General features: G+C 68.5%; 11 protein-coding genes. 7 read left to right on the top strand and 4 right to left on the bottom strand.

Features of this window, described 5'->3' with window-relative positions; all coding sequences use genetic code 11:
* Positions 1-7 precede the first annotated feature (7 nt).
* Positions 8-421 (bottom strand): hypothetical protein, encoded by a 414-nt coding sequence (locus BJ987_RS16585; protein WP_209890543.1) that lies wholly within the window; start codon positions 419-421, stop codon positions 8-10.
* Positions 422-680: 259 nt separating this feature from the next.
* Between BJ987_RS16585 and BJ987_RS16580 the strand changes: the two genes are divergently transcribed.
* Both BJ987_RS16580 and BJ987_RS16575 read left to right on the top strand, forming a co-directional pair.
* Entirely contained in the window at positions 681-1,772 is a 1,092-nt protein-coding gene (locus BJ987_RS16580) for a calcium:cation antiporter (protein WP_372446867.1), read from the top strand.
* A 59-nt stretch (positions 1,773-1,831) separates the two neighbouring features.
* Positions 1,832-2,479: a response regulator gene (locus tag BJ987_RS16575; protein WP_209890540.1), complete on the top strand. Its 648-nt coding sequence runs from the start codon at positions 1,832-1,834 to the stop codon at positions 2,477-2,479.
* A gap of 36 nt (positions 2,480-2,515) precedes the next feature.
* On the opposite strand, the gene BJ987_RS16570 is transcribed toward BJ987_RS16575, so the two are convergent.
* Positions 2,516-2,875, bottom strand: a complete 360-nt coding sequence (locus tag BJ987_RS16570; protein WP_307869637.1) for a DUF952 domain-containing protein — start codon at positions 2,873-2,875, stop codon at positions 2,516-2,518.
* Positions 2,876-3,148: 273 nt separating this feature from the next.
* Between BJ987_RS16570 and BJ987_RS37285 the strand changes: the two genes are divergently transcribed.
* The 3 genes from BJ987_RS37285 (at position 3,149) to BJ987_RS16560 (ending at position 5,829) form a co-directional block, all read left to right on the top strand.
* A complete protein-coding gene (locus BJ987_RS37285; protein WP_033087939.1) occupies positions 3,149-3,343 on the top strand; it encodes a DUF7455 domain-containing protein in 195 nt (64 codons plus the stop codon).
* Positions 3,344-3,529: 186 nt separating this feature from the next.
* A complete protein-coding gene (locus BJ987_RS16565; protein ID WP_209890536.1) occupies positions 3,530-5,281 on the top strand; it encodes a DEAD/DEAH box helicase in 1,752 nt (583 codons plus the stop codon).
* A complete protein-coding gene (locus BJ987_RS16560; RefSeq protein ID WP_209890534.1) occupies positions 5,281-5,829 on the top strand; it encodes an SWIM zinc finger family protein in 549 nt (182 codons plus the stop codon). Before BJ987_RS16565 ends, BJ987_RS16560 begins: the two co-directional genes overlap by 1 nt.
* Positions 5,830-5,892: 63 nt before the next feature.
* On the opposite strand, the gene BJ987_RS16555 is transcribed toward BJ987_RS16560, so the two are convergent.
* Positions 5,893-7,593, bottom strand: coding sequence for a nitroreductase family deazaflavin-dependent oxidoreductase (locus BJ987_RS16555; RefSeq protein ID WP_209890532.1), 1,701 nt, complete (start codon positions 7,591-7,593; stop codon positions 5,893-5,895).
* A gap of 123 nt (positions 7,594-7,716) precedes the next feature.
* Between BJ987_RS16555 and BJ987_RS16550 the strand changes: the two genes are divergently transcribed.
* Positions 7,717-8,295 (top strand): TetR/AcrR family transcriptional regulator, encoded by a 579-nt coding sequence (locus tag BJ987_RS16550; protein WP_209890529.1) that lies wholly within the window; start codon positions 7,717-7,719, stop codon positions 8,293-8,295.
* Positions 8,296-8,367: 72 nt separating this feature from the next.
* Here BJ987_RS16550 and BJ987_RS16545 read toward each other — a convergent pair whose 3' ends face one another.
* Positions 8,368-10,131, bottom strand: coding sequence for a DEAD/DEAH box helicase (locus tag BJ987_RS16545; protein WP_209890528.1), 1,764 nt, complete (start codon positions 10,129-10,131; stop codon positions 8,368-8,370).
* 316 nt (positions 10,132-10,447) lie between these two features.
* On the opposite strand from BJ987_RS16545, the gene BJ987_RS16540 reads away from it, so the two are divergent.
* Positions 10,448-11,437: a YihY/virulence factor BrkB family protein gene (locus BJ987_RS16540; protein WP_372446942.1), complete on the top strand. Its 990-nt coding sequence runs from the start codon at positions 10,448-10,450 to the stop codon at positions 11,435-11,437.
* The last annotated feature ends 52 nt before the right edge of the window (positions 11,438-11,489 follow it).

Genomic DNA, 11,489 nt, shown 5'->3' with positions numbered 1-11,489 from the left:
GGCCGGATCAGAAAGCGGGCACGTCGCTGGTGCTGGCGTTGCCGGCGATCGACGGCTTCAGGGTGACTTCCCAATCGCTCGCCGCGTCGAAGGGGTCGTCGAACTTCTGGAACTGGCGGTCGCGCGTGAACATGAGCGTGGTCTCGTCCCAATCGACGCCGAACTTCAGGTACACGAAGTAGGTGCCGGCGATGCCGTCGAGTGTGGCTCTGGAGTGGGCCTGGACATAGATCGTCGCCTGCGGATTCTTAGGATCGCCGTTGGTCACCACCACCGCGACGTCGGACTTGTCGTCGTTGATGATGGTCAGGCTGCCCGCGCCCACCAAGCCGTCCTGCTGCACGACCTGCCCGTTCTCGGCGCGACGATTCAGCAGCGGAGCGGGCGGGGTCGTTGTGGTCGAGCTCGTGGCGGCTGTCACCCGGCTCGTTTGCGGACTCGTTGTCGCGCCAGCGGTCGAGTCGTCCGGTGACCCGCACCCGCCGACCACCATCGCCGCCGCCACTGCCGCCACACATAGCCATCGTCTCGACATGATTCCCCCCGTATTCTGGCGTGAGCGTTAACCTTTCAGTATTACCGGGTGCGGTCGCCGCGCGCCACCCACCGGTTGCTTTCGCGCTGGTGCGGAGGGCGATCCACGTCTCCTCCACCCTGGACGCTGCCGATTCGCTGGAATCATGGAAGTCATGATGCGACTGCTGACCCGACACTGGACGACCTTTGTTCCGCTGATCGCCCTCGTGGTCCTGGCAATCGCGTGGTTCACTCATCCCTCCGGTCCGGTGGTGATCGTGCTGGTCTTGGCGCTGGCGGGGGCGACCCTCGCGGCCGTGCAGCATGCCGAGGTGGTGGCACACCGGGTCGGCGAGCCGTTCGGGTCGCTGGTGCTGGCGGTCGCCGTCACCGTGATCGAGGTCGGGCTGATCTTGACGCTGATGGCCTCCGGCGGTCCCGAGGCGTCGTCGTTGGCCCGGGACACCGTCTTCGCGGCGGTGATGATCACCTGCAACGGCATCTTCGGGCTATCGCTGCTGGTGGGGGCGTTGCGGCGGCGAGTGGCGGTGTTCAATGCCGAAGGTACGGGTGCCGCGCTGGCGACGGTGGCGACCCTGGCCACGCTGAGCCTGGTACTGCCGACGTTCACCACGAGCAAGCCGGGCCCAGAGTTCTCGGGGTCGCAGCTGGCTTTCGCGGCTGTGGCCTCGCTGCTGCTCTACGGCCTGTTCGTGACCGTGCAGACCATCCGGCACCCCGACGACTTCCGCCCGGTGGAGCAGGCCGAGGACGACGACGAACACCACGAACCGCCCTCCCTGCGCTCCACCGTGCTGAGCTTGGTCCTGCTCGTCGTCGCGCTGGTCGGTGTGGTCGGGCTGGCGAAGATGGTCTCCCCCGCCATCGAGAACGGCGTGCACGCGGCCGGTCTGCCCCGCTCGGCGGTGGGCGTGGTCATCGCGCTGCTGGTGCTGCTTCCCGAGACCTTGGCGGCGGTGCGCTCGGCGCGCCGTGATCGCGTCCAGATCAGCCTGAACCTGGCGCTGGGTTCGGCGATGGCCAGCATCGGCCTGACCATCCCCGCCATCGCGATCGCCACACTCTGGATTTCCGGGCCGCTGACCCTGGGTCTGGGCGCGACCCAGATGGTGCTGCTGGCGCTCACGGTCGTGGTGGGTGCGCTCACCGTCGTCCCCGGACGGGCGACGCTGCTGCAGGGCGGGGTGCACCTGGTGCTGTTCGCCGCCTTCGTGTTCCTCGCGGTGAGCCCGTAGCCGCGCGGTCATTCCTTCGGCGGATCCACCCGCGGGCCGGCCTGTGATCTGATGATTCGGTGACGATTCGCGTGCTCATCGCCGACGACCACGGCGCCATCCGGGCTGGGCTGCGGATGATCCTGGACAGCGCCGAGGACATCGAAGTGGTCGGCGAGGCGGCCGACGGGGACGTCGCGGTCGCGCAGACGAAGGCGCTGCGCCCGGACGTGGTGCTGATGGACGTGCGCATGCCCGGCGTCGACGGCATCACCGCGACCGAGCGCATCACCGCCGGCAACCTGGCCCGGGTACTGATTCTCACCACGTTCGATCTGGACGAGTACGTCTTCCGGACGTTGCGGGCGGGCGCGGCCGGTTTCGTACTCAAGTCGACCTCGGGTGCGGCGCTGGTCGATTCGGTGCGCGCGGTCGCCGCCGGCGACGGCGTGCTCGCGCCGGAGGTGACCAAGGCGGTGATCACCGCGTTCGCCTCCTCGGCCGCCGATACTCAGGCACCGGCCCCCGCCGGTCTCGCCGACCTCACCGATCGGGAACGGGAAGTGCTGGACTGCCTGGGCGACGGCCTGTCCAACGCGCAGATCGCCGAGCGGTTGTTCATCGGTGAGACGACCGTGAAAACCCATGTCTCGCGGGTACTTACCAAGCTCGGGGTGCGTTCCCGGGTGCAGGCCGCGATCGTGGCCCGCGAATCCCGCGAGCAGTGATCCAGGCGTAGGTGGTGCTCGAGGCGTGGGTGGTGATCACTGCGCCAGCGGCGCGAACGAGCCGTCCGGGCCGGGCCGGAACTCCTCGACCGCGGTGACCGCGGTCACCGGCAACGGGCCGTACAGGTGCGGGAACAGCATGGACGCGGGATCGGTCGGTACCCCCGGCTCCCACTTCACCTCGGCCTCGACCAGGGCCGGGTCGATCCGCAGCAGCACCAGATCCCGCTTCCCCCGGAACAGCCGGTTCGCGGGCAGATGCGCCTGCTGCGGGGTGGACAGATGGATGAAGCCCGCCTCGGTCAGCGACGCCGGGCGGTACTCCCCGATTTGCCGGGCGTTCGTCCATTCCGTCAGGTCACAAATGTGAACGAGTGTGTGAGTGTCGTGGATCACGGGTAATCTCCCGGTAGACAACTGGATAGGTGAGTTCGAGAAGTGAGCGAAGACGTGTGCGGCACCTGAGCAGAGCTGTTCGCCGTTAGCGAAATACCAGGTCATGTTAGGGAAAACACACTGAATCGTTTACGGGAACAAAGCCCCCGTCCCGAACGTCTGACAGAGTAGTCATACCACTGCTGGGAAGTAGCGGTAGCGAGCCCGCGGAGTGACCACGGGCCCCACACCAGGTGAACGGACTGTAGTGCCGGGAGCCAGGACGGAGGAGTCATGCCAGGAACCCTGACAAGCACCCCACTGACCGCGGTCGATCGTTGCGACCGTTGCGGGGCGGCAGCGCGCGTGCGCGCCACCCTTCCCGCAGGTGGAGAGTTGCTCTTCTGCCAGCACCACGCGAACGAGCACATGGATCGCTTGCGTGAGTTGGAAGCCGTGATCGACACGGAGTCCGCTCCCGCGTTGTAAGCACCAGTTCAGACCTCGCGTCCCGACACAACAGCATCGAACAACAGAACACAGTCTTCACCGGCAGCGGGCGACACCAGTCGCCCGCTGTCGGCGTCCCTGGACAATTTTTGTGCCGCACAACACATTGCACGTGAGGGGATCGATCTGTCTTCCACCCAGGCCACCTACCTGCCCGACCGGCACATGTTCGCGCTGTGGACATGGAGCGGGCGGACCACGGGGCGGGCGCCCACCGGAGTCGGCGAACGGGAAACGCTGCCGATCGCGGTGCCGACGAGCACGCTGGACGCGATCGAGATCGTCGACGTCGACTGCGCGCTGGTGACCCCCGACGAACTCGGGGACCTGCCCGGTTCGACCAGTGAGACAGCGCCCGCGGGCGCCTCACTGCGCACCTGGCAGGCCGTCATGCGCGAGGGCGACGTAGTCCACGAGCTACCCATCGCCGCCCATGCCGTCCCCGACGCGGTCGGCACGTCGGTTGTCTCGGCCGAGCGCGCGGTGCGAGTGCTGCGCGAAACCCGGGCAGTCGCTACGGAGTTGGCCTCGTCGCTGCACGCGGAGTTGCGGCCGTACCAGGCGCGCGGCGTCAGCTGGCTGCGGGAGACCACCGACGCGTTCGGCGGGGCGGTGCTGGCCGATGAGATGGGCCTCGGCAAAACGGTGCAGACCATCGGCTTCCTGGTCGGTCGCGCGACGCAAGGGCCACAGCTCGTGGTCTGCCCGACCTCGCTGGTCGGCAACTGGGCGCACGAGATCACCCGGTTCGCGCCGGAACTGCGGCCGGTCGTGTGGCGTGGCGGCGCGGTGAGCGCGGAGCCGGGCACGGTGATCGTGGCCGGGTATCCGACCTTGCGCCTGCACGGGCAGCACCTGACCGGGTCCTCTTGGGCGACGGTCGTTTTCGATGAGGCACAGGCCTTGAAGAACCCACGCACCCAGGTGTCGAAGGCGGCGCGCGGCTTGACCGCGTCGGCCAAGATCGCGCTCACCGGCACGCCGGTGGAGAACCACCTCGAGGAGCTGTTCGCGCTGCTCAACCTGGTCGCCCCGCGTTTGTTCGCGCACCGCACCCAATTCCGCCGCCGATTCGTCCGGCCGATCCAGGAGGGTTCGGCCGCCGCCGCGGCCCGCCTGCGCGATTCCATCGAACCGGTCGTGCTGGCCCGCAAGAAGATTCAGGTGGCCGCGTCGCTGCCCGCGAAGATTCACACCGACCTGCTGTGCGACCTCACCCCCGAGCAGGAGAAGCTCTACGACCAACTGCTCGACCGCGCGATCGACGACGGCTTCGGCTCCGGCATGCAGCGGCAGGGCCGGGTGCTGGCCGCGCTGACCTCGCTCAAGCAGGTCTGCAACCATCCCGGGTTGATCACCGGCGATCTGGGTGAACTCGCCGGGCGCTCCGGCAAACTGGACCTGTGCACCGACATCGTCGGCACCAACCTCGAAAACGACGCTCCCACCCTGATATTCACCCAGTACCGGCAGACGGGCGAGCTGCTGGTCCGGCATCTGGCCGAACAGTTCGGCGTCACCGCCCCGTTCTTTCACGGCGGGCTGAACCAGGACGAACGCGGCAGGATCGTCACCGATTTCCAATCCGCCGACGGCCCGCCGGTGCTGATACTGAGTCTGCGCGCCGCGGGGACCGGTCTCACCCTCACCCGGGCCGCGGATGTCATCCACTTCGACCGCTGGTGGAATCCGGCGGTGGAGGCGCAGGCCTCCGATCGCGCCCACCGCATCGGCCAGACCCGCACCGTGACCGTCACCACCCTCACCTCCGGCACCACCGTGGAGGAGCACATCGCGGGCATGCACGACCGCAAATCCGCCCTCACCGACCTGTCCGACACCGCGGGCATCGCCGCCCTGGCCCGCCTCGACGATGACCAGCTCGTGGAAATCCTGCGCCGGAAGCGAGAGAACTGATGCCGGACAACGACTTTGGATACACCGCCTGGGGCAAGGATTGGCTCCGCCTGGCCGAACCCCTCCGCCAGACCCGCCCGGACCCGCTGCTCCCCCGCGCCCGCAGCATCGCGCGCAACAACGGCGTGCAAACCACCATCCAGGGCCGCGACGTCCGCGCCGCCATCCATCGCGGCGGCCAGGCCTCGGTCACCCACGTCGAGGTAGCACCGCTGACCCGCCCCGCGGTCACCGCCATCGCCGCGATAATCCCGGACGCCACCGTCCTGACCGACGAAATGCACCGCGCTCTGGCCGACGCGGGCCTGACCCCGACCCCGGTGCTCGCGGCCACCGATTGCTCCTGCTCGGCCCGCAACCCCCGCTGTGTCCATCTGCTGGCAGTGCTCTACGACCTGACCCGCCGCGTCGACGAGAACCCCCGCGTCGCCCTCGAACTCCAGGGCTATTTCGAAGCGGCCCACCAGGATCCGGCGGCCCCGGCCGAAATCCCGCGCTGGACACCGATCAACACATTGGACCCGGCCGCCTATTTCGAACCGGCCTGACCAGGCCCAGTTCGTCCCGAGAAACACCGCTACCGAATGAGCCGAGTCCGGCAGGGAAGCAACCTAGTTCGCGTCAGTGAAGGTGACCCGCACCGTGACGGGTGATGTCTCCAGGGCGGCGAACATCGATCGGGCCAGGGGCGCGAGCGTGGGGTGGGGTGCGAAGGTGGCGGCGCGGGCGGCCACATTGTCGTCCGGAAGGAATTCGGCGGTACCACTGCGCCACCGGTCGCCCTGGCGCACCGCGATCGTCGGGTTGGCGGCGATGTTCAGTCCCCATCCCGAGCGCATACCGTGCTGGCAGATGATCCACGCGCCGTCCTCGTCGAACAGTACCGACACCGGGACCCGGCGCGGCTGCCCTGATTTGCGGCCGATGGTTTCGATCTCGGTGGCGAGAGTGGTGCGCACACCTACTCGGTTCAGTACGCGCACAGTGGGATTCATGAGGTACCGGCCCACGGCGCGCTCGCGGCGGAACTTCCGCGCGGCCTTGTCGGCGGTGACCGGTGCCGCGGTTCGCTTGCCGCGCAAGGCGTCCAGCCCGTGGTGCCGGACCATCCGGACCGCGGTGCGCCATGGCGACCGCGCGGGATCGGGTTCCGCGCCGGCGCCGATCAGATGCAATTGGTCGGTGTGCCATTGCAAGTCGAGCGCGCCGTCGACAGCTTTCAGGTTGCCGTTGGCGGCCAGCCGGGGCGGCAGGCCGAGCGTGATGTGCGGTGGCCGCAGCACTTGGGTGCGCCCGGTGAGCAGATCGGCTGCCGCCGTGGGGAATACAGCGGTCGGGCGGCCCAGCCCGACGACATCGCAGCGACCGGCGCCGATGGCTTCGGCCATGCCCGCCTCGGTCCGGAACCCGCCCGTCACCGCGAGCGGGGTGGAGCCTGCCACGCGGCGCGCGGTTTCGGCATAGTCCAGGAAGTACGCCTCGCGCGCCCGCGTGCTCGCCGCGGCCGTCCGGGGGCGGCCCATCATGGCGGGCGATTCGTAACTGCCGCCGCTGATCTCGATCAGATCCACGGATGCGGCAGCCAGCTGGGCGATGACCTGCCGTGATTCGTCCTCGGTGAAACCGCCGCGCTGGAAATCGGCCGAGTTCAGCTTGATCCCGAGCGCGAATCCCGGACCGACCTGCGCCCGAACTGATTCGACGACCTCCAGGACGAAGCGCGCCCGACGCTGTGCGTCGCCGCCCCACGCGTCGGTGCGTTGATTCGAGTGCGGCGACAGGAACTGCGACACCAGATATCCATGCGCACCGTGGATCTGCACGCCGTCGAAGCCCGCGGCCTGCGCCACCCGGGCCGCGGCGCCGAAGCGCCGGATGATCTCGTGGATCTCGTCCTCGGTGAGCGCGCGGGGCGCGGGCAGACCCGGAATGGTCAGCGCGACCGCCGAGGGCGCGACGGGGCGATGCCGGGTGACGATCGGATTGGCTTGGCGGCCAGGGTGATTGAGTTGTACCCAGACCGGAGTACCGCCCTCTTTACCGGCCTTCGCCCAACGCGTGAGCGCTTCGAGGTGTCGTTCGTCTTCGATGGCGACATTGCCGGGCTCGCTGAGGTGACGGCGGTCCACCATCACGTTGCCGGTGACGATGAGCCCATAACCGCCCCCGCCCCACCGGCGGTAGAGCCGTTCCAGGCGTTCGTCGGGAGCGAGGCCGGAATTGGCGAGCCCCTCGCTCAGGGCCGATTTCATGATCCGGTTGGGCAGCGCCTGACCGCAGGCGAGCGGTAGCGGGTCGGACAGGGTTGTCATCACTGAGCCCTTCGTCGAAGTCGAGGGAAGTAAACCGATCGGTGTACCGCGACGGTAGTACACCGAACGGTCTACAACAAGCCGTAGACTGATCCGGACCAGCGAAGCGGGAAGGGGTTATCGATGGGAGCCAAGGACAAACTGGTGGCCAGCACTATCGACCTCATGCGCCGCTACGGCATCGCCGGCACCGGCATCGCGCAACTGCTCGACCACAGCGGCATCTCCCGCCGCTCGGTGTACCTGAACTTCCCCGGCGGCAAAGCGGAACTCGTCGCGGAGGCCACCCGGGTGGCGGGCGAAGCGTCCAGTGCCCTCATGCGCACCTTCACCGCCGGCGCCGATGTGGCGTCGTGTATCGCGGCCTATCCGGCCATGTGGCGAGAAGCCGTGCTCGCCAATGATTTCAGCGCGGGCTGCCCCATCGTGGCCGCCGCCCTGGGCCGCGCCGAATCCCCCGCCGCCGCGGACATGGCAGGACGGACCTTCGCGGAATGGGAAGAGATCCTCGCCGAACGGCTACGCGCCGAGCAGGTCGAACCCGAAACCGCCCGCTCCCTCGCGACGACCATCGTCGCCGCGGTAGAGGGCGCGGTCGTGCTGTCGCTCGCGGAACGCTCCGCCGCCCCGCTCGAACGCACCGGCAAGCACTTGGTGGAACTCGTCAACCAGCACACCGGCCGGACGATGCGAACGAGCTGACCGTCAGCGGCGTGCGGCTGCCCTCGCCGTTTGCGCACAGCGCGCCCGTCCGCCGAGCGGACACGAACGAAGCTACCGGCGGCGCAGGGCGGTGATGCGCTCGGCGAGTTGGTCGGCGGTCGCGAGGGCGGTGGGAGGACCGCCGCATTCGCGGCGGAGTTCGCCGTGGATGACGCCGTGCGGTTTGCCGGTGCGATGGTGGTGCATGGCGACGAGACTGTTCAGTTCTCTCCGTAGCTCGCCGAGTCTGTCCGCCGTGGCGACGCGTTCGGTGGCGGTCGCGACATGGGCGGAGGGTTCGGCGGCGGCGGCACTGCGTTCGGAGACCTGCTTGGATTGGCGTTCGCGCAGCAGGGCACGCATCTGGTCGGCGTCGAGCAAGCCGGGGATGCCGAGATAGTCGGCTTCCTCGTCGCTGCCGGCGATGGTCGCGGTGCCGAAGGAGTTGCCGTCGTAGATCAGCTGGTCGAGTTCGGCGTCGGCGGCCAAGGCGACGAACGCGCGCTCCTCTTCGCCGGGTTCGTCCTTCTGTTTGTTCGCGTCGATGAGCAATTCATCGTCCAGCGCGTTCTTTTCGCGATGCGGCTTGCCGATGATGTGGTCACGCTGTAGTTCCAGCTGCGCGGCCAAGTCGAGCAGCACCGGCACCGAGGGCAGGAACACACTCGCCGTCTCACCGGGCTTGCGAGCACGCACGAAGCGGCCGATGGCCTGCGCGAAATACAGCGGGGTGGAGGCGCTGGTGGCGTAGACGCCGACCGCCAGACGCGGGACGTCGACACCTTCGGACACCATGCGGACGGCGACCATCCACGGCTGAGTGCTGTTGGCGAACTCCCCGATCCGGTCCGAGGACGACGGATCGTCGGAGAGCACCACCGCGGGCCGCTCGCCCGAAATATGTTCGAGCAGTTCGGCGTAATCGCGGGCCCGTTCCTGATCGGTGGCGATGACCAGACCGCCCGCGTCGGGCATACCGGTGCTACGTAGCTGGCGCAGGCGAGTGTCGGCGGCGCGCAGCACCGCCGAGATCCAGTCCCCGGCCGGGTCGAGCGCGGTGCGCCACGCGCGCGCGGTGTGCTCGGCGCTCAGCGGCTCACCCAGGCGCGCGGTGTATTCCTCGCCCGCGCTGTCGCGCCAGTGCGCCTCACCGGAGTAGGCCAGGAAGACGACCGGCCGGACGACGCCGTCGGCAAGCGCTTCGGAGTAGCCGTAGGTGTGGTCGGCGCGCGACTGCGGCAGGCCGCCCTCGCCGGGTTCATAGGTGACGAACGGGATCTGGCTGTCGTCGGAACGGAACGGCGTACCGGTCAACGCCAGCCGCCGGGTCGCGTCACCGAACGCCTCGGCGGTCGCGTCGCCCCAGCTCTTCGCATCGCCCGCGTGATGGATCTCGTCCAGAATTACCAGCGTGCGCCGGTTTTCGGTGCGTACCCGATGCCGGGACGGATGGGAAGCCACCTGCGCGTAGGTGACGACGACGCCGTGATAATCGCCGGAGGTGCCACCGGTGGCGTTGGAAAAGCGCGAGTCCAGCGCGATCCCGGCCCGCGCCGCGGACTGCGCCCACTGATGCTTCAGGTGCTCGGTCGGCGCGACCACGGTGATCTGGTCCACCGTGCGATCGGCCAGCAGTTCTGCCGCGACGCGCAGCGCGAAAGTGGTCTTACCGGCACCCGGGGTCGCGACGGCGAGAAAGTCACGCGGCTTGGTCGCCAGATATTTCGTCAGCGCCCGCCGCTGCCAGGCGCGGAGTGGTGCGCCACCTCTACCCGATGCTCCCGAATCGCCCGGCGAAGCTTCAGTTCCCGCCGCAGCGCCACCCGACCCAGTCACGCAGAAGACCCTAGCGGGCGTACTCGGCGTGTTGCCAAACCGACGCGGTGGGGGCGATAGGCATCACATGCCGACCAGCCACAACATCTCCGTTCCGCCGGTCGGCACGGCGTGTCTGCCCTCAGCGCGTCCGCGTCGCCTGCCCGACAAAGCAGTGCTGCGGCGGCTCATGCGCGATGCTGTAGGCAGCATGAACGACGTCCCCCTTGCCGAGACCGATCCACCACCGATCCACAGCGGTGGCGCCGGCGCGCGTCCGTCCCGCTCGAAAGCGCTCTCGCGGCCGGTGATCCGCTATGGCCGCCTGAGCTGGCGGGTGCTCCGGCGCGTCGCGGACAAGGCCTGGGACAGCTCGATTTTCGCCAAGTCCGCCGCCGCCGCGTTCTGGCAGACGCTGTCGATGGCCCCGCTGCTGCTCGGAGTGCTCGGCAGCCTCGGCTATGTCGGCGGCCTGTTCGGGCCCGACACCGTCGCCATCGTCGAAGCCAAGATTCTGAGCTTCAGCCGGGAACTGTTCAGTCCCACCGTGGTCAGCGATTTGATCGAACCGACGGTCAACGACGTACTCGGGCAGGGGCGCGGCGCGGTCGTCTCCTTCGGTTTCCTGCTCTCGTTGTGGGCCGGGTCCTCGGCGATGGCGACCTTTGTCGACGCGATCGTCGAGGCGCACGGTCAGCAGGACGCGCGACATCCGGTATGGCAGCGCATCTTCGCGCTACTGCTGTACGTGGCATTCCTCATCGCGTCGGTGTTTCTGCTGCCACTGGTGGCGCTGGGTCCGCGGCTGGCCGGACGGGTGCTGCCCGACGCCTGGACCGAGCCGGGTATGCGACTGCTCGACGGCTTCTACTACCCCGGCGTCGGATTGCTGCTGATCATCGCGCTGGCCACGCTCTACAAGCTCGCGCTGCACCGGACGCTGCCCTGGCACCGGCTGTTCTGGGGCGCGGTGGTCGCGGGCGTGTTCTTCATGGCCGCCAGCGAAGCGCTGCGCCGGTACCTGTCCTGGATCAACGAAACCGGCGTCACCTACGGCGCGCTCGCGACGCCGATCGCGTTCCTGCTGTTCACGTACTTCCTCGGGTTCGCGGTGATCCTCGGCGCCGAATTCAATGCCACGGTGCAAGAATTCTGGCCCGCGCGCGCGACCCGGCTCGAGCAGATGAAGGAATGGCTCGCCAATCAGGTGCGCGGCGACGACTCCGAGAACCCCGACTCGGAAACCGTCGAGGAGGACGCACCGGCCACCGGCAACCGTGAAGCGCGCATGCCGGACAAACCGGCGCCGCAGTGGAGCACCTCGTGAGAAACCCCACACAGCACTGAGCACGACCGCGCCGAACGGCGGGGCCGTGCTC

Origin of the sequence: Nocardia goodfellowii (assembly GCF_017875645.1) — a bacterium.
Lineage (GTDB): Bacteria > Actinomycetota > Actinomycetes > Mycobacteriales > Mycobacteriaceae > Nocardia > Nocardia goodfellowii.
The sequence above is the reverse complement of the archived record's forward strand: the minus strand, read 5'-3'. Positions and strand labels throughout refer to the sequence as shown.